Here is an 18,204-nt window from a genome sequence, read left to right as displayed (position 1 = left end):
ATTCATGGCAAAACTTCACTTCCTCTACTCGGTGATGAACGCAGGCAAGACCACGCATCTCCTGCAGGTTCGTCACAACTACATCGAGAACGGCGGCCACGTGCTGCTGTTCACGAGTCCCATCGACGACCGCTTCGGCGTCGGCAAGGTGAGATCGCGCATCGGCATCGAAGCCGATGCGACGGTCCTGAGGAAGGACGAGGCGATCGGCGCCATCGTGGCCGCGGAGCACGCCAGGAAGAAGGTGACCGCGGTCCTCATCGACGAGGTTCAGTTCATGACGGCGGAGCAGGTTCGCCAGCTCGCCTGGATCGTCGATGAACTGGGCATTCCCGTCATGGCCTATGGCTTGAAGAACAACGTGTACGGTACGCTGTTCAGCGAGGCGATCCAGGCCATGATGGCGCTCGCTGACGATTTCCAGGAAATCAAGCAGCTCTGCCATTGCGGCCGCAAGGCCACGATGATCCTGAAGTTCGACCCCAACGGCGAGGCCGTGCGTTCAGGCCCCGTGATCGAAGTGGGTGGCGAGAGCCGCTACGTCTCCGTCTGCCGCCCGCACTGGACGAAGGGCGATATCGGCCCTGCTGCACGCCAGCTTCTGGCCGAGGCTGTCGCGGCGGCCGAGTAGAGTTGCACTATCTCCTCGCCATCCCTGAGCTTGTCCCGGGGATGACGAGGGCATGGACTACCGACACAAGGCCGGTGACGACGCTTACTGCTTTACCCTTGCCCTTGGATGCGCCGCGTTGAACGCATCCATCAATCGTGCCGCATCCACCTTCGTGTAGAGCTGCGTCGTCGAGAGCGATGCATGGCCCAGGAGTTCCTGGATACCACGCAGGTCGCCGCCTTTGGCAAGCAGATGCGTGGCGAAGGAGTGGCGCAGAGCGTGAGGTGTCGCGCTATCGGGCAGACCCAGAGCGCCGCGCAGCTCTTCGACTGCCAGCTGAATGATGCGCGGCGAGAGCGGCCCGCCGCGCGCGCCGACGAAAAGCGGGCCTTCCGGAGGAATCGCATAGGGACAGAGGTGCAGATACTCCTCCACCGCCCGCTGGATCGGTGGAATCACGGGAACGCTGCGCACCTTGCCGCCCTTGCCTGTCACCGTGATCGAATCGATGCCGTTCACCGGCGCATCGCGGCGGTGGAGACCAAGCGCTTCGGAAATACGCAGACCTGCGCCGTAAAGAAGCGAGAGCACGGCGGCATCGCGCGCCAGGATCCACGGTTTGCGATCGTCCGACGCTCGCGTTTCCTTGTCCGTCACCGCAACGGCGGAGGAGGCAGAGAGGGGGCGCGGCAGGTTCTTGTCCACCTTCGGCGTGCGAATCGCTGCAAAAGCCGAGGCCGTGCCATGGCCCTCCCGTTCGAGATGGCGCGCGAAGGAGCGCAAAGCCGCGAGCTGGCGCATGAGCGAGCGGCTTCCCACCGCATTCATGCGGCGCGAGGCCAGAAACGAGCGGATATCGAGAGGCTTCAAGCCCAGCACGCCTTTGACAGTGGGCTTCTCGCCGAGATGTTCGGTGAGGAAGGCCAGGAACTGCCGGATATCGCGGGCATAGGCCTCAACGGTCTTCGGCGAGAGCCTGCGCTCTTTCGCAAGACCGTTGAGCCACGCCATCACCTCCCGGCGGGTATCCTCTGCGCCGGGCAGGGCGAGATCGAGGGCCTTCTGTGCGTCGCTGTTTGACATTTCGTTCTTTGACATGGCGCCGCTATATGCAAGGGCAGACAAAAGTAACAGCCACAGGTTAACTCCTTTCGAATGACAAGCCGCATCGCCGATGTCCTCATCCCGCTGGCGCTGGACACGGCCTATTCCTATGCCGTACCGGATGGCCTCGCGCTCGAGGAGGGCGACGTGGTGCAGGTGCCGTTGGCCACCCGCGAGGTGGCGGGCGTCGTCTGGGGCTTGCGCGAAGGGCAGGGTGGCAATTTCAAGAAGATTACGGGCACCCTCGAAGGCCCGAACCTATCGCCCAAAATGCGCAAGTTCATCGACTGGGTGTCCTGGTACACGCTCGCCCCCAAGGGCTCTGCCCTCGCTATGAGCCTGAAGTTTCCAGATCCGGATCGTTCGGAAATCGTGCGTATCGGCGTCAGGCTCACGGCGAACTTGCCAAAGCGCATGACGCCCGCACGGCAGAAGGTGATCCAAGCCGCGCAGGATGGCGTCGTGCGCCTGAAGAGCGAGATCGCCCATGCGGCCGGCGTCAGCGCAAGTGTCGTCGATGGGCTGATCGACGAAGGTGTGCTCGAAACCCTATCCCTGCTGCAGGAGCCGGTGGCGGGCCTCCCCAATCCCGCTTTCGGTGACACCACGCTTTCTGACGGTCAACGTGACGCCGCTGGCGAGATCGCCGCTGCGATGCATGAGGCGCATCCGCCTGTGATCCTCCTCGAAGGCGTGACGGGCTCAGGCAAAACGGAAGTCTATTTCGAGGCGGTGGCCGAGGCCGTGCGGCAGGGCAAGCAGGCGCTGATCCTCATGCCGGAAATCGCGCTCACCGCGCAGTTCCTCGACCGATTCGCGGCGCGTTTCGGCGTGAAGCCCGCCACCTGGCATTCAGGCGTCACGGGCCGCAAGCGCGAGCGGCTTTACGCTGCGATTGCCTCAGGCGAGGTGAAGGTGGTGGCGGGCGCGCGCTCGGCGCTGTTCCTGCCTTACGCCAATTTATCGCTCATTGTGGTCGATGAGGAGCACGAGACCGCCTACAAGCAGGATGACGGCGTGCACTACCACGCCCGCGACATGGCGGTGGTGCGGGGCAAGATTGAGAATGCCATGGTGGTGCTCGCCTCTGCCACGCCCTCCATCGAGAGCCGCGTGAATGTGGAGCGGGGGCGCTATCGCTACGTGAAGCTGCCAGAGCGTTTCGGCGGGCGCTCCATGCCGCAGATTCGCGCCATCGATCTGCGACGGGAGCAGATTCCAAAAGGTCGTTGGCTTTCGCCCACCCTCGTCGCCTCGGTCGAGGAGACGGTCGGTCGCGGCGAGCAGGCGCTGCTCTTCCTCAACCGGCGCGGCTATGCGCCCCTCACTCTCTGCCGTGCCTGTGCGCATCGCTACGAATGCCCCAACTGCTCGGCCTGGCTCGTGGAGCACCGTTTCCGGCGCTCCCTCGTCTGTCACCATTGCGGGCATGTGGAGCGCACGCCTCAAGCCTGCGTGGAATGCGGCAGCATCGATTCGCTGGTGCCCTGCGGTCCGGGTGTGGAGCGAATCGCGGAGGAAGTGGCGGAGCTCTTTCCGGACAAGCGCTCCATCGTGCTCTCCAGCGACTTTCCCGGCGGCACCGAGCGGCTGCGCACGGAACTCGCGGCGATTGCGGCCGGCGAGGTCGATATCGTCATCGGAACGCAGCTCGTGGCCAAGGGGCACAATTTCCCGCTCATGACGCTGGTGGGTGTGCTCGATGCCGATATCGGCCTGACCTCCGGCGACCCCCGCGCGGCGGAGCGCACCTTCCAGATGCTCCAGCAGGTCACGGGTCGCGCCGGGCGCGGCGAAAAGCCGGGGCGAGCGCTCGTCCAGACTTGGCAGCCGGAGCACCCGGTGATCGCAGCCCTGGTCTCGGGCGATGCTGAGCGATTCTACGAGGAGGAGACGCGCGTTCGCGAAATGGCGGGGCTTCCGCCCTTTGGGCGGCTTGCCTCTCTTATCATCTCGGCGGAGGAGCGCGAGGTCGCCGAGGCCCATGCCCGGGCCATGGCCATGGTGACGGAGCCGCCACCCGGGGTCATGGTGCTCGGCCCCGCCGAGGCGCCGCTCGCCCTCATCCGGGGCCGCTATCGCTATCGGTTGCTGGTGAAGACGGAGCGAGAGGTCGATCTGCAGGGCTATTTGCGCTCTTGGCTCGCCCGCTGTCCGAAGGTGAAAGGCAATACCCGCGTCTCTATTGACGTGGATCCTCAGAGCTTCCTGTAAGCCGGGCCGCGACGGTTTCCCTTGGCTGCACCCGGAAATCCGCAGGCGCGAGCACGAGAACGGGTTCCCCGCCACGCGGCGCCGGCGTGACATTGTTGCGCACAGCCTTTTCGATCTCCGGAGCGAAGAACGGGTAGCTCCAGAACAGCCCCAGAGCGAGCAGGGTAATGGTGGCGAACAAGCGCATGGGAGCGTCCTCAGGCGATGCCTCGTGTTAACCATGCGTTAGGGTGGAGCCCGGCTCCGGCTTCTCAAGTGCGCAAAAGCACAGGTGTGGCGGACTACCTCAATTGGGTCGACGGAAATGTGTTTTTGTGGTCGATAGCAGGCGCAAGAAGACCTATGTCCGAGAGCCCCATGCCCAAGATCGTTCACTGCATCCGCCACGGCCAATCGACCTTCAATGCTCATTTCGCCGAGACCGGGGAGGACCCGCTGCATTTCGATGCCCCCCTCACCGAGCTTGGCCGCAGGCAGGTGGCGGAGCGGGCCCCCGATCTGCGGCAATATGCTTACGAGCTGGTCGTCACCTCGCCGCTGACCCGAGCGATTCAGACCACCCTGGGGCTCTTTGGCAACCACCCGGCCAAGCCGCCGATCCACATCGAGTGCCTCCACCGGGAGCACCTGGAGAGCAGCTGCGATGTGGGCCGGGCGCCGTCCCTTCTCGTGCAGGACTTTCCGCATCTCGCCTTTGATCATCTCGACGAGGTCTGGTGGCACAATGAGGGAGAGCCGGACCCGCGCGGATTCGTCTATGAGCCCAGTCACATCTTCGAGGGACGGGTGATGGAGTTCCGGCACTGGCTCGCCCGGCGGCCCGAGCGGCTGATTGCCGTCGTCGGCCACGGCACTTTCTTCGGCAGGCTGACGGGCCAATCCCTTGGCAATTGCGAGGTCGCCGTCCTGGAACTGTGATCCCTGACCCTGGAGCGACATCACCGACTTTTTCGGGCCCTTCCTGGCCTAGCTCGCCTTGCGCCCCAGGAAAACCCATGCTAGTGCACCCCCGCCTGGAGGCGGAGACGGTCGCATCCAAGGCTCACTTCCACCGACCTGACGGGTTTCCCGAAAGCTCACTTACAATGAGCTTGCCGGTTCGAAACCCGTAACTTGAGAGAGACGATTACGTGGCGCAAAGCGGTTCGCATGAAGGACCCCTCCTGTCGGGCGTAGCGTTGCGCTACGCTTCGGCGCTGTTCGAGCTCGCTCGGGAGGCCAATGCCGTGGACGCCGTCGCCGGCGACCTCGGCCGCTTCGAACAACTGATCCGGGGCAGCGAAGATCTGCAACGCCTGATCCGTAACCCCATCTTCACGGCCGAAGAGCAGTCCCGTGCGACCGATGCCCTCCTTTCCAAGGCTGGCATCACGGGCCTGACGGGCAACTTTATCCGCTTGGTGGCATCCAAACGCCGGCTCTTCGCCCTTCCCGACATGATCCGCGCGTATCAAGACCTTGTGGCCAACGCGAAGGGCATTGTCCGGGCCCAGGTGATTCTGGCGGAAGCTCCGTCGGACACCGTTCTGAACGAAATCAAGGCGGCGCTGCGCGACGTCGCCAAGGCTGACGTTGCTGTCGACGTCAAAATCGACCCGAGCCTCATCGGTGGTCTCGTCGTAAAGATGGGCTCCCGCATGGTGGATGCCTCGGTGCGCACCAAACTCAATTCCATTCGTCTAGCGATGAAAGAGGTCCGCTGATGGACATTCGAGCCGCTGAGATCTCCGCGATCCTCAAAGAGCAGATCAAGAACTTCGGTACCGAAGCTGAAGTCACCGAAGTCGGTCAGGTCCTGTCCGTCGGTGACGGTATTGCCCGTTGCTACGGCCTCGACAAGGTTCAGGCCGGTGAGATGGTCGAATTCGAGAGCGGCGTGCGCGGCATGGCCCTCAACCTCGAAACCGACAACGTCGGCGTCGTGATCTTCGGTTCCGACCGTGAGATCGCTGAAGGCCAGACCGTGAAGCGCACGGGCGCCATCGTGGACGTGCCGGTCGGCAAGGGCCTGCTGGGCCGCGTCGTCGACGCTCTCGGCAATCCGATCGACGGCAAGGGTCCGATCCAGTCGACCGAGCGTCGCCGTGTCGACGTGAAGGCTCCGGGCATCATTCCGCGTAAGTCGGTGCACGAGCCGATGGCGACGGGCCTGAAGGCTATCGACGCTCTCATCCCGGTCGGCCGTGGCCAGCGCGAGCTGATCATCGGCGACCGTCAAACCGGCAAGACCGCGATCGCGCTCGACACGATCCTGAACCAGAAGCCGCTGAACCAGGGCAACGACGAATCGCAGAAGCTGTACTGCGTGTACGTCGCCGTCGGTCAGAAGCGCTCCACGGTCGCTCAGTTCGTGAAGGCTCTCGAGGACAACGGCGCTCTGGAATACTCCATCGTCGTCGCCGCGACCGCTTCCGATCCGGCCCCGATGCAGTTCCTGGCTCCGTTCGCTGGCTGCGCCATGGGCGAGTTCTTCCGTGACAACGGCATGCACGCCGTGATCGTGTATGACGACCTGTCCAAGCAGGCTGTCGCCTACCGTCAGATGTCGCTCCTGCTCCGCCGTCCTCCGGGCCGCGAGGCATATCCTGGCGACGTGTTCTACCTGCACTCCCGTCTCCTGGAGCGCGCTGCGAAGCTCAACGACGACAACGGCGCTGGCTCGCTCACCGCTCTGCCGGTCATCGAGACGCAGGCGAACGACGTGTCGGCCTATATCCCGACCAACGTGATCTCCATCACCGACGGCCAGATCTTCCTTGAGACGGATCTGTTCTATCAGGGCATCCGCCCGGCGGTGAACGTCGGCCTCTCCGTGTCGCGCGTGGGCTCCTCGGCCCAGACGAAGGCGATGAAGAAGGTCGCGGGCAAGATCAAGGGTGAGTTGGCGCAGTACCGCGAAATGGCGGCCTTCGCTCAGTTCGGCTCCGACCTCGACGCCACTACGCAGCGTTTGCTGAACCGCGGTTCGCGCCTGACCGAGCTCCTGAAGCAGCCGCAGTTCTCGCCGCTGAAGATGGAAGAGCAGGTCGCCGTGATCTATGCCGGCGTGAACGGCTACCTCGACAACCTGCCGCTCAACCGCGTGCGCGCTTTCGAGGATGGTCTGCTCGCCACCCTGCGCGGCAAGCACGCCGACATCCTGGAATCGATCCGCGCTTCCAGGGATCTGTCGAGCGACTCCGAAGCGAAGCTCAAGGACGTCGTCCAGAACTTCGCCAAGTCTTTCTCGTAAGACTTGCGTTCTCGTAAGATCCAGCCGGAACTCCGGAGAGGGTAGGGCCGCTCGATGCCGAGCTTGAAAGACCTTCGTAACCGCATCGCCTCGGTCAAGGCGACGCAGAAGATCACCAAGGCCATGCAGATGGTGGCCGCCGCGAAGCTGCGCCGCGCGCAGACCGCGGCGGAAGCCGCGCGTCCTTACGCGCAGCGCATGGCCACGGTGCTCGGCAACCTCGCGTCCGGCATCACTGTCGGACCCGATACGCCGCGTCTGCTCGCCGGCACCGGCGCCAATCAGGTTCATCTTCTGATCGTCTGCACGGCCGAGCGTGGCCTGTGCGGCGCGTTCAACTCCTCGATCGCACGTCTCGCTCGCGACCATGCCAACCGGCTTCTCGCCGACGGCAAGACGGTCAAGATCATCTGCGTGGGCAAGAAGGGCTACGATATCCTTCGTCGCCAGTTCGCCGAGCAGATCATCGAGTTCATCGATCTGCGCTCCGTGCGCCAGATCGGCTTCGAACAGGGCGACATGATCGCTCAGAAAGTGCTTTCGCGCTTCGAAGCCGGCGAGTTCGATGTGGCGACCCTGTTCTACTCGCGCTTCCGCTCGGTGATCGCGCAGATCCCGACAGCGCAGCAGATCATTCCGGCTCAGATCGAGACCTCTGGCGCGTCGTCGGATGCGGTCTACGAGTACGAGCCTGAGGAAGGCGAGATCCTGGCGACGCTTCTGCCGCGGAATCTCACCGTGCAGATCTTCCGCGCACTTTTGGAGAACGCAGCTTCCGAACAGGGTGCTCGCATGAGCGCCATGGACAATGCGACCCGCAACGCGGGCGAGATGATCAAGAAGCAGACGATGACCTACAACCGGTCGCGTCAGGCGATGATCACCAAGGAACTGATCGAAATCATTTCGGGCGCCGAGGCGCTCTGACGAATCCGAGAGGAGCCTCACATGGCTAACACCGCTACTGCCGGCAAGAAGGTCGGTCACATCACGCAGGTCATCGGCGCCGTCGTCGACGTGCAGTTCGAAGGCCACCTGCCCGAGATCCTCAACGCCCTCGAGACCCAGAACCAGGGCAACCGCTTGGTGCTCGAAGTGGCTCAGCAACTCGGCGAGAGCACCGTGCGCTGCATCGCCATGGATACCTCCGAGGGTCTGGTGCGCGGCCAGGAAGTCCTCGATACCGGCGCTCCGATCTCCGTGCCGGTCGGTGCTGGCACGCTCGGCCGCATCATGAACGTGATCGGCGAGCCCGTGGACGAAGCCGGCCCCATCGCCGGTGAGGCCGCTCGCGCCATCCACCAGCCGGCTCCTTCTTACGCCGAGCAATCCACCGAGGCTCAGATCCTCGTCACGGGCATCAAGGTCGTCGACCTGCTCGCTCCCTACGCCAAGGGCGGTAAGATCGGCCTCTTCGGCGGCGCAGGCGTCGGCAAGACCGTGCTCATCATGGAGCTCATCAACAACGTCGCGAAGGCGCACGGCGGCTACTCCGTGTTCGCCGGCGTCGGCGAGCGCACCCGCGAGGGCAACGACCTCTATCACGAGATGATCGAGTCCAAGGTGAACGTGAATCCTGCTGAGAACAACGGCTCGGCCGCCGGTTCGAAGTGCGCTCTCGTGTACGGCCAGATGAACGAGCCCCCGGGCGCCCGCGCCCGCGTCGCTCTGACGGGTCTGACCGTCGCCGAGCACTTCCGCGACCAGGGTCAGGACGTGCTGTTCTTCGTGGACAACATCTTCCGCTTCACCCAGGCGGGCTCCGAAGTGTCGGCGCTTCTTGGCCGTATTCCTTCGGCGGTGGGCTATCAGCCGACGCTCGCCACCGACATGGGCACGCTGCAGGAGCGCATCACCACCACCACCAAGGGCTCGATCACCTCGGTGCAGGCCATCTACGTGCCCGCCGACGACCTGACCGACCCGGCTCCGGCCACCTCGTTCGCCCACCTCGACGCCACGACCGTGCTGTCGCGTTCGATCGCCGAGAAGGGCATCTACCCGGCCGTGGACCCGCTCGACTCGACCTCGCGCATGCTGTCCGCCGCCATCGTCGGCGAGGAGCACTACAATGTCGCCCGTCAGGTCCAGCAGGTGCTGCAGCGCTACAAGGCGCTCCAGGACATCATCGCGATCCTGGGCATGGACGAGCTCTCCGAAGAGGACAAGCTCACCGTTGCCCGCGCCCGCAAGATCGAGCGCTTCCTCAGCCAGCCGTTCCACGTGGCAGAAGTGTTCACCGGTTCGCCCGGCAAGCTCGTCGCGCTTGAAGACACCATCAAGGGCTTCAAGGGTCTCGTGAACGGCGACTACGATCACCTCCCCGAGGCGGCCTTCTACATGGTCGGCACCATCGAGGAAGCCGTCGAGAAGGCCCAGCGCCTCGCAGCCGAAGCTGCTTAAACTGAAATCGGCATCGTCCCGGAGCGTGCCCGCACGCTCCGGGACTGTTTTGTAAAAGCCTGTCTCCAACGATCCCGGACCGCTCCTCTCGTGCGGACGGATGACGAGAAGCTCAGATGGCCACCTTCACTTTCGAACTCGTCTCTCCCGAGCGCGTGCTGTTCTCAGGCGCTGTCGATGCGGTCGTCCTGCCTGCGAGCGAAGGCGACATGACGGTTCTCGCCGGTCACTCGCCGGTGATGACGACCCTCAAGACTGGCTTCCTCGTCATCACGAGCAACCCCGGCAACGGCCGCCGGGTTCTGGTGCGTGGCGGCTTCGCCGATGCCAACCAGAACGGCCTCACGGTTCTTGCCGAGCGTGCTCTTCCTGAGGAGGAGCTGACTCAGGAGATTCTCGACCATGAGATCCTGACGGCCGAGATGCACTATGATGCCACCAATGATCCGGCCGCCAAGCATGCGGCGGAATCGGCCATCGCGCAGTTGCGCGAAGCCAAGGCGGCGCTGAACTACTGATCTGAAACACCCGGCCCCGAGCCGGGTTTTTCTTTTCATGACGAAGTCCCCTCTTATCCTGACGCTTGCCCTGGACGAGGGTTCGTTCGCGTTCTTCGATGCCAAGAGGCGGCGCTACTTTGCGCCGGAGCGGAACTTAATTCACGCGCATTTGACGTTGTTTCATCATCTGCCGGGTGATCAGATCAAGACCATCCAGGAAGCCATTGAGCAGAAGTGCTCTGTTCAACCCCGCTTCCAACTCGATGTCACGACCCTGCGCTCTCTCGGACGTGGCGTCGCCTACACTCTGCAGTCTCCAGAACTGGCGGATCTGCGCCGCAGCCTCGCATCAGAATGGGCTCACTGGCTGACACCCCAGGACCGGCAGAAGCACCAGCCGCATGTGACGGTGCAGAACAAGGTCGACCCGCAGAAAGCGAGAGCACTGCTGACAGAGTTGTCAGAGACCTTTGTGCCGTTCCGGGCCCAAGGAATCGGCTTGGATCTCTGGTGGTACCGTGGTGGACCATGGGAGAATGTGTGTCGCTTCTCGTTTACACACGGATAAATTCTCCACACTTCGTAATGGCCGGGCTTGCCCCGGCCATTCACGTCTTGGAGCATCGGACCCCAAAGTGGGTTTGCACTTTCGGGATCGATCCGGTGCTCGTTGTCTGTGAGTAGCGCATCGTAGGATACGAAAACCGGGTCGACTTTTCACCGGCGTGGCTCTTCGAATCGCCGACGCGGACCTTCGGTTCCACACGATGCGCCAGGAACCACTCCGCCACTAAGGCGTGGATCCCCGGAACAAGTCCGGGGATGACGCGTCAGAGAGCACCGCGAACCGAGAGCGTCTGCCCTTACTCACCCATCGCGATCAGGTTCGCGTTGCCGCCGGCTGCAGCGGTGTTGATTGTCACCGTCTGCTCGGTGGCGAACCGCAGGAGGTAGTGCGGGCCGCCAGCCTTCGGACCGGTGCCGGAGAGGCCGTGACCGCCGAAGGGCTGCACGCCGACCACCGCGCCGATCATGTTGCGGTTCACATAGACGTTGCCGACCGACAGAGCCTCGACAACCCGATTCACCGTGGCATCAATGCGCGAATGCACGCCCAGCGTGAGGCCATAGCCAGTGCCCTCGATGGCTTGGATGACCTCTTCGAGACGATCCGCCTTGTAGCGCACCACGTGGAGGATGGGGCCAAACACTTCCTGGGCGAGATCATGCGGCTTGTTGAGCTCGAAGATATGCGGCGCGACATAGGTGCCAGCCGCCGGCGCGGTGCCGGCATAGTGCACCTTCGCCCGACGTTTCATCGCCCCAACATGCGCGTCCAGCTTGTCCTTGGCCTCGCGGTCGATGACCGGGCCGATATGGACCGATACATCGCGGGGGTCGCCGAGCTTCAGCTCGCGCGCGCTGCCTGCAATCATCTCGATCATGCGGTCCGCAACATCATCCTGCACGCAGAGCAGTCGCAGTGCCGAGCAGCGCTGACCCGCCGAACGGAACGCAGAGGTGACAACGTCGTCGGCAACCTGCTCAGGCAGCGCCGTGGCATCGACAATCATCGCGTTGATTCCGCCGGTTTCCGCGATCAGCGGAACGATAGCAGCATCCTTGCCTGCCAGTGTGCGGTTGATGATGCGCGCCACCTCCGTCGAGCCGGTGAAGACGACACCAGCCACATCCTTGTGCTCGACGAGACGTGCGCCCACGCGACCATCACCGGGAACGAGGTGCAGCGCCGTCTTGCCGACACCGGCCTCGTGGAGAATGCGCACGGCCATGTCGGCGATCAGCGGCGTCTGCTCGGCGGGCTTTGCCACAACCGTGTTGCCGGCCATCAGTGCAGCGCTCACCTGCCCTAAGAAGATTGCGAGCGGGAAATTCCAGGGCGAGATCGCCACGAATACGCCGCGTCCGCGAAGGCGCAGCACGTTGCTCTCGCCGGTCGGGCCGGGCATCGGCTCGCCGGAGCCGAAGAGCGTGCGGCCCTGCACCGCGTAGTAGCGGCAGAAATCGACCGCTTCGCGCACTTCGGAGAGTGCGTCGTCGAGCGTCTTGCCCGCTTCCGTCTGCAGGAGATGCAGCAGCGCGCCGCGGCGCTCTTCGAGCAGATCGGCTGCGCGCTCAAGCGCCTGCGCGCGGGTCTCGACATCCGTGCGGCTCCACGCGGCGAAGCCTGCGCGGGCGGAGGCCATGGCGCGGTCGGCGACCTCAGGCGTGGCTTCCGTCACCTGGCCAGCAACTGTCGTGCCGTCGATAGGGCTGACGACCGGGCGCGTCTCGCCGGACGCAGTCTTGCCGTCGAGGAGCGGATCGGCGCGGTAGGTCTGCGAAGCCGCCTGCCTGATCTCGGCAAGCAGCGCATCGAGCGAAGCCTGATGACCGAACTCCACGCCCTTAGAATTCGGGCGCTCGGTGCCGTAGAGATCGCGCGGCAGCGGGAGTTTGGGATGACGGGCCTGAGTTTCGGAGACGATGATGTCGGCAGGACGCTTCAGCAAGGCTTGCACCGGAACGTTGGGGTCGGCCGCAACCGACACGAAGGAGGAATTCGCTCCGTTCTCGAGAAGACGACGCACGAGGTAGGCAAGGAGGTCGCGGTGGCCGCCGACAGGCGCATAGGCGCGGCAGCCAAGGCCCGGATTGTCTTCGAGGAGGCGGGCGTAAAGCGCTTCGCCCATGCCGTGCAGCCGCTGGAACTCGAAGCCCTCGGTGCCGCCTGCGCGCTCGAGGATGGAGGCGACGGTCAGTGCATTGTGGGTGGCAAATTGCGGGAAGATTCGCGGGCGAAGCGAGAGCATCTTCTCGGCGCAGGCCATGTAATGCAGGTCCGTCATCGCCTTACGGGTGAATACCGGATAATCGTCGAGCCCACGCTCCTGCGCGCGCTTCACTTCCGTATCCCAGTAGGCGCCTTTCACGAGACGCACCATCATCTGACGGTCATAGCGCTCGGCCATGGCGGCGATCGCGTCGATCACGCTGCCTGCGCGCTTCTGATACGACTGGATGGCGAGCCCGAAACCCTTCCAACCCGCCAGTGACGGATCGGCGATCACGGCCTCGATCACTTCGAGCGACAGTTCGAGACGATCCGCCTCTTCCGCGTCGATGGTGAAATTGAGGTCATAGGACTTCGCCTTCTGCGCCAGCTCGACGACGAGCGGCACAAGCTCGCGCATGACTCGCTCACGGCTTGTCGCCTCATAGCGCGGATGCAGCGCGGAAAGCTTCACCGAGATGCCGGGGCGGTTCGGCAGAGGCTCATTTCCCGCGGAGCGGCCGATGGCGTCGATGGCGGAGGAGTAGGATTCGAAATAGCGGCGGGCGTCGTCCGCCGTGCGGGCGCCTTCGCCCAGCATATCGAAGGAATAGCGATAGACGCGGCCCTTCGAGGAGGTGGCGCGCTTCAGCGCTTCCTCGATGGTCTGACCCAGCACGAAGTGGTTGCCCATCACGCGCATGGCCTGGCGGGTGGCAGCGCGCACGGCGGGGAGGCCGATGCGCTTCGTGAGCTGGCCGAGAATGCTCTCCGGCGTCTCACCGGGCTGGATCACGCGGGCGGTGATGCCGAGCGCCCACGCCGAGGCCGAGACCAAGAAGGCGTCGGACTTGGCCTCGTGGCGCGCGAAATCCGCTTGGCCGAGCTTGTCCTCGATGAGCTTGTCGGCGGTGGCGGCATCCGGGACGCGCAGAAGTGCTTCCGCCAGTACCATGAGGGCGAGGCCCTCCTTGGTGGAGAGTGCATATTCGCGCAGCATCTCCTCGACGCCGCCGAGGCCGCCGCCTTTGGCGCGGATCGCCTCGATCAGACGGGCAGCCTGCTCGTCGATGCGGCGCTCACGCTCGGGCGAGAGGCGGGAACTGGCCAGGAGACGGGCGGCAATGGCCTTGTCATCCTCGGCGAAGGGCGGGTTGAAGGGCAGGGCGGCGTTGAAATTCTGAGCCATGGGTTTCCTCTGGGAATTTCCCGGGAATATACGGGCTCTCATACCGCGTTTCGATGGCGATATTATGGGATATGCCTTAATATTTCAGGTTGATAAGCTTAGCGGGCGTGAAAATGACGGAAATTGACCGGATCGATCGGAAGATCCTGAAGTTCCTGCAGCAGGATGGCAGGATTTCCACCGTGGACTTGGCAGAGAAGGTAGGCCTCTCCCCAACCTCCACCAGCGACCGGGTGAAGCGCCTGCAGCGGGAGGGGTTCATCGCAGGCTTCGGAGCGCGGCTCGACCCGCACCGGCTGGGATTGGAACTCTTGGTCTTTGTGGAGGTCTCCCTCGACAAGACGACGCCGGATGTCTTTGAAAAATTCGCAGAAGCCGTGAGGCGCGCTCCGGAAGTTCTCGAATGCCACATGGTCGCGGGCGGCTTCGATTACCTGGTCAAAACGCGTGTTGCCGACATGGCTGCCTACCGCCACTTCCTCGGCGAGATCCTGCTGGCACTCCCGGGCGTCAAGGAAACCCGCACCTATGCAGTGATGGAGGAAGTCAAGAGCGACGGGATCCTGCCGGTCTAGGGAAGCGGGATAGGCTTGGGCGTTAAACGGAGAGCTCATCACCCTGAGTGCCGCCCTTTCCTGTCTTCCACAAGCTCCACAGCACGCCGGCGGTCAAGATAGTCAATGTCACGCCGAGCGAGATGGCGGGTGGAATCTTGCCGATGTCGAGAGCCTCCGCCACGAAGATCTTTGCCCCGATGAAGATCAGCACGAGCGCCAAGGCATATTTGAGATAGTGGAAGCGGTGGATCATCGCGGCGAGAGTGAAGTAGAGCGCACGCAGGCCGAGGATCGCGAAGATGTTCGACGTGTAGACGATGAACGGATCCGTGGTGATGGCGAAGATTGCCGGAACCGAATCCACCGCAAAGAGGATGTCGGCACCCTCGATGAGCGCCAGCGCCAGAAACATCGGCGTCATGAACCATGTCGGTTGCCCGGTCTTGGGGTGAGGCAGCTTCACGAAAAAATGACGGCCATAGTGCTGGTCTGTAACGTTGAAACGCCGGCGCATCAGGTGCAGCACGGGATTGCGGGCAATGTCGTTCACCTGCTCCGCGAAGAAAAGCGTCTTCAATCCCGTGGCGATCAGAAACAGCCCGAAGATATAGAGGACCCATGAGAAATGGGAGATGGCGGCAATGCCGAAGCCGATCATCAATGCGCGCAGGACGATGACCCCCACGATCCCCCAGAACAGAACACGGTGCTGGTAAAGCCGCGGCACGGCAAAATATCGAAAGACGAGGGCGATGATGAACACATTGTCCATCGCCAGCGCCTTCTCCAAGGCGAAGCCGGTCACGTAATTGATGCCTGGCTCAGGTCCGAGATACCACCAGACCCAAAGGCCGAAGAGCAGGCCGAGCGCGATATAGAAAGCGCTCATATAGAGGCTCTCGCGGATCTCGATGGCGTGATCTTTACGGTTGAGAACGCCCAGATCGAAGACAAGCAGCGATCCGACAAGACTGAAGAAAGCCAGCCACATCCAGAGAGGCTTGCCGAGCCAAGCAATGAGCAGGATGTCGAACATGACTTAAGCCCGTTCATGTTGAATCCCGCCAGGTCCGACATCGTGGACAAGCCGTCTCCACCAAGTGGGCCCGGTAAGTGATAGATTTTACGTGGGAGCGCCGATCATGCGCTGCAAGGATGAGCAGCCTAGAATCGAGCAAGGCTTAGCAGTCGTTCCGATGCCGGAAGGATGCGAACCTCCCGGCATCGATATTGTGTAATGCTGGTTGTCAGCTGGCAACGTGCTTCGCTTCGCCTGTCTCATCCCGTGTCTTCCAGAGGCTCCAGCCTACGCCTGCGGCGAGGATGGCGAAGGTCACGCCCAGAGAGATCGGAGCCGGGATCTTGGCGAGGCCCAGCATGTCGGCCACGAAGATCTTGGAGCCGATGAAGATCAGCACGAAGGCCAGCGCATATTTGAGATAGTGGAAGCGGTGNNTAGAGCGCACGCAGGCCGAGGATCGCGAAGATGTTCGACGTGTAGACGATGAACGGATCCGTGGTGATGGCGAAGATTGCCGGAACCGAATCCACCGCGAAGATTATGTCTGCGATCTCGACGAGCACCAGGGCCATGAAGAGCGGCGTTATGAACCACACAAGCTTGCCGGTCTTCGGGTGCGGCTTCTTCACGAAGAAGTGCTCGCCATGATGTTCGTCGGTCACGTTGAAGTGGCGACGCATATAGCCGATCACCGGGTTCCTCGCGATGTCATACTCCGTGTCGGAAAAGATGAGCATCTTCACACCCGTGCCGATCAGGAACGCGGCGAAGATGTAGAGAACCCAGGAGAACTGCGAGATCACTGCGGCGCCGAAGCCAATCATGAGCGCGCGCAGGACGATGACGCCGAGAATGCCCCAGAACAGCACTCGGTGCTGGTAGAGGCGTGGTACCGCGAAAAATGAAAAGATCATGGCGATGACGAACACATTGTCCATCGCCAGCGCCTTCTCGACTGCAAAGCCGGTGAGATAATTCATGCCAGCGTCGGGTCCGAGATACCACCACACAAAGCCGCCGAAGGCGATGCCCAGGGTGATGTAGAAGGCACTCATGACAAGGCTCTCGCGCACGCCGATCTCATGGTGCTTGCGGTGAAGCACGCCTAGATCGAGCACGAGGAGAGCAAGGACGATTCCGAGGAAGGCAAGCCACATCCACACGGGAGTGCCAAGCCAGCTTAAAAGCAGGACTTCGAACATTTTGACCGAACCCATTGTTGAACCAAATCGGTTCCGACATCACAGGGGTTCATCCACCTGCCAGAGGGGCCCGGTCGCCGACGACTCTCAAGATGGTGAGAGGGTGAAAAGGCGTCAAGAGCTCCTGCCGAAGGAGGGTCTGCTCAATTTTGCGTCAGATGAGCGTCTTCGGGGCAGGCTTGCTCGGGCTACAGGCTTGACCCTGCTCGCCGATCTGCTTGCATGGTCAACAACAAGGCAACTCAAGCCATTCCAGCTCGTTCAAGAGGCTGGGCCATAAAGCAGAGGTAACGGTGATGGTGTCAGGATGTTCGACAAAGACGCGGTGGATCGGGGGGATCCTGGCCGGCGCGGCGGTGCTGCTCGGTACTGCCGCCGCCCAGGCGCAAACCCCGGTGCGGTTTTCCCTCGACTGGCGCTGGGAGGGCCCGGCGGCGCCCTTCGCCGTGGCGCTCGACAAGGGCTACTTCAAGGCCGAGGGGCTCGATGTCACGATCGATCCTGCGGCGGGCTCCCGCGAGCCTATCTCCCGCGTGGCTTCGGGCACCTATGACGCGGGCTTCGGCGACGTGAACTCACTCGTGCGTTTCCGCGATGAGACCCCCGACACGGACATCAAGGCCGTGATGGTGATGTATGATCGTCCGCCCTTCGCGATCATCGGGCGCAAGAGCCGCGGCATCTCCAAGGAGGTGTCCAGCCTGCAGGGGAAGAAGTTCGGCGCGCCGGCGGCAGACGGCGCCTATGCGCAATGGCCGATCTTCAAAGCCGTCAACAAGATCGATGACGCGGGCATGAAGTTCGAAAACGTGGGTTTTCCCGTTCGCGAGCCGATGTTGGCACAGGGCGAGGTCGACGCGGTGTTCGGCTTCTCCATGTCCTCCTACATCAATCTGACGTCGCGCGGCGTTCCGGCGGATGACATCGTCGTCCTGCTCATGAGCGATTACGGCGTGGACCTCTATGGCAACACCATCATTGTTTCGCATAAATTCGCACAGGAGAAGCCGGAGGCCGTGAAAGGCCTGCTGCGCGCGATCATGAAGGGCGTGCAGGATACAGTGAAGGATCCGTCGAGCGCGGTGGATTCGGTGGTCAAGCGCAACGACGTCGCCAAGAAGGACGTGGAGCTGGAGCGACTCAAGATGGTGCTGGAGCAGAACATGCTCACGCCCTGGGTGAAGGAGAACGGCTTCGGTGGCATCGACAAGACGCGCTTCGCCAAGGCGCTCGATCAGATCGGACTGACCTTCAACTACAAGCAAAAGCCGACCGTGGAGAGCGTGTTCACGGAGGAGTTTCTGCCTGCTGCGGATCAGCGGAAAGTCAACTGAGACTTTCAAGACCCGGTCGCAGCAGTGACCGGGTCTTTTCATTCCTCTCGAAGGCAGTTCTT

At 62.8% G+C, this 18,204-nt stretch carries 15 protein-coding genes and 2 pseudogenes; 11 read left to right on the top strand and 6 right to left on the bottom strand.

The features are described from left to right. Positions 1–4 precede the first annotated feature (4 nt). Complete coding sequence (locus tag AA309_RS16480) at positions 5–631, top strand: thymidine kinase (RefSeq protein ID WP_047190105.1); 627 nt, start codon at positions 5–7, stop codon at positions 629–631. Between the two features lie 84 nt (positions 632–715). On the opposite strand, the gene AA309_RS16475 is transcribed toward AA309_RS16480, so the two are convergent. Beyond that, on the bottom strand, positions 716–1,696 hold the full coding sequence (locus AA309_RS16475) for a tyrosine recombinase XerC (protein WP_047190252.1): 981 nt from the start codon (positions 1,694–1,696) through the stop codon (positions 716–718). Between the two features lie 72 nt (positions 1,697–1,768). On the opposite strand from AA309_RS16475, the gene AA309_RS16470 reads away from it, so the two are divergent. Then, positions 1,769–3,931, top strand: coding sequence for a primosomal protein N' (locus AA309_RS16470; RefSeq protein ID WP_047190104.1), 2,163 nt, complete (start codon positions 1,769–1,771; stop codon positions 3,929–3,931). Here AA309_RS16470 and AA309_RS16465 read toward each other — a convergent pair. Then, complete coding sequence (locus tag AA309_RS16465; RefSeq protein ID WP_047190103.1) at positions 3,900–4,118, bottom strand: hypothetical protein; 219 nt, start codon at positions 4,116–4,118, stop codon at positions 3,900–3,902. The genes AA309_RS16470 and AA309_RS16465 overlap by 32 nt on opposite strands. Positions 4,119–4,288: 170 nt before the next feature. Here AA309_RS16465 and AA309_RS16460 point away from each other — a divergent pair, with 170 nt between their 5' ends. The 7 genes from AA309_RS16460 to AA309_RS16430 all read left to right on the top strand — a co-directional run bounded on the left by AA309_RS16460 (position 4,289) and on the right by AA309_RS16430 (position 10,634). Then, the gene (locus AA309_RS16460) at positions 4,289–4,849 is read left to right on the top strand and encodes a histidine phosphatase family protein (protein WP_150117607.1); all 561 of its coding nucleotides are present in this window, start codon (positions 4,289–4,291) and stop codon (positions 4,847–4,849) included. A 212-nt stretch (positions 4,850–5,061) separates the two neighbouring features. Beyond that, positions 5,062–5,634 (top strand): F0F1 ATP synthase subunit delta, encoded by a 573-nt coding sequence (locus tag AA309_RS16455; protein ID WP_047190101.1) that lies wholly within the window; start codon positions 5,062–5,064, stop codon positions 5,632–5,634. After that, entirely contained in the window at positions 5,634–7,163 is a 1,530-nt protein-coding gene (gene atpA, locus AA309_RS16450) for a F0F1 ATP synthase subunit alpha (RefSeq protein WP_047190100.1), read from the top strand. The genes AA309_RS16455 and atpA overlap by 1 nt, the downstream gene beginning before the upstream one ends. A 54-nt stretch (positions 7,164–7,217) precedes the next feature. Then, the gene (locus tag AA309_RS16445; RefSeq protein ID WP_047190099.1) at positions 7,218–8,090 is read left to right on the top strand and encodes a F0F1 ATP synthase subunit gamma; all 873 of its coding nucleotides are present in this window, start codon (positions 7,218–7,220) and stop codon (positions 8,088–8,090) included. Positions 8,091–8,111: 21 nt separating this feature from the next. After that, positions 8,112–9,566 carry a F0F1 ATP synthase subunit beta gene (gene atpD / locus AA309_RS16440; RefSeq protein ID WP_047190098.1) on the top strand — a complete coding sequence of 485 codons (1,455 nt, stop codon included), beginning with the start codon at positions 8,112–8,114 and terminating at the stop codon, positions 9,564–9,566. A gap of 116 nt (positions 9,567–9,682) precedes the next feature. Continuing rightward, a complete protein-coding gene (locus tag AA309_RS16435; RefSeq protein ID WP_047190097.1) occupies positions 9,683–10,084 on the top strand; it encodes a F0F1 ATP synthase subunit epsilon in 402 nt (133 codons plus the stop codon). A gap of 37 nt (positions 10,085–10,121) precedes the next feature. After that, positions 10,122–10,634: a 2'-5' RNA ligase family protein gene (locus tag AA309_RS16430; RefSeq protein WP_052954773.1), complete on the top strand. Its 513-nt coding sequence runs from the start codon at positions 10,122–10,124 to the stop codon at positions 10,632–10,634. Between the two features lie 295 nt (positions 10,635–10,929). Here the strand turns inward: AA309_RS16430 and putA are convergent, their stop codons facing one another. Next, on the bottom strand, positions 10,930–14,028 hold the full coding sequence (gene putA, locus AA309_RS16425; protein ID WP_047190095.1) for a bifunctional proline dehydrogenase/L-glutamate gamma-semialdehyde dehydrogenase PutA: 3,099 nt from the start codon (positions 14,026–14,028) through the stop codon (positions 10,930–10,932). A 113-nt stretch (positions 14,029–14,141) separates the two neighbouring features. Between putA and AA309_RS16420 the strand changes: the two genes are divergently transcribed. After that, positions 14,142–14,603: an Lrp/AsnC ligand binding domain-containing protein gene (locus AA309_RS16420; RefSeq protein WP_047190094.1), complete on the top strand. Its 462-nt coding sequence runs from the start codon at positions 14,142–14,144 to the stop codon at positions 14,601–14,603. 22 nt (positions 14,604–14,625) lie between these two features. On the opposite strand, the gene AA309_RS16415 is transcribed toward AA309_RS16420, so the two are convergent. The 3 genes and pseudogenes from AA309_RS16415 to AA309_RS16410 form a co-directional block, all read right to left on the bottom strand. Continuing rightward, on the bottom strand, positions 14,626–15,621 hold the full coding sequence (locus tag AA309_RS16415; protein ID WP_047190093.1) for a TerC family protein: 996 nt from the start codon (positions 15,619–15,621) through the stop codon (positions 14,626–14,628). Between the two features lie 211 nt (positions 15,622–15,832). After that, positions 15,833–16,039 (bottom strand): annotated as a pseudogene (locus AA309_RS36525) (TerC family protein); the annotation flags it as partial. A gap of 2 nt (positions 16,040–16,041) precedes the next feature. Next, positions 16,042–16,808, bottom strand: a pseudogene (locus tag AA309_RS16410) (TerC/Alx family metal homeostasis membrane protein); the annotation flags it as partial. Between the two features lie 296 nt (positions 16,809–17,104). On the opposite strand from AA309_RS16410, the gene AA309_RS16405 reads away from it, so the two are divergent. Then, entirely contained in the window at positions 17,105–18,142 is a 1,038-nt protein-coding gene (locus AA309_RS16405) for an ABC transporter substrate-binding protein (RefSeq protein ID WP_047190092.1), read from the top strand. The last annotated feature ends 62 nt before the right edge of the window (positions 18,143–18,204 follow it).

Origin of the sequence: Microvirga vignae, assembly GCF_001017175.1 — a bacterium.
Taxonomy (GTDB): Bacteria; Pseudomonadota; Alphaproteobacteria; order Rhizobiales; family Beijerinckiaceae; genus Microvirga; species Microvirga vignae.
This window is presented reverse-complemented; position numbering and strand designations above follow the sequence as displayed.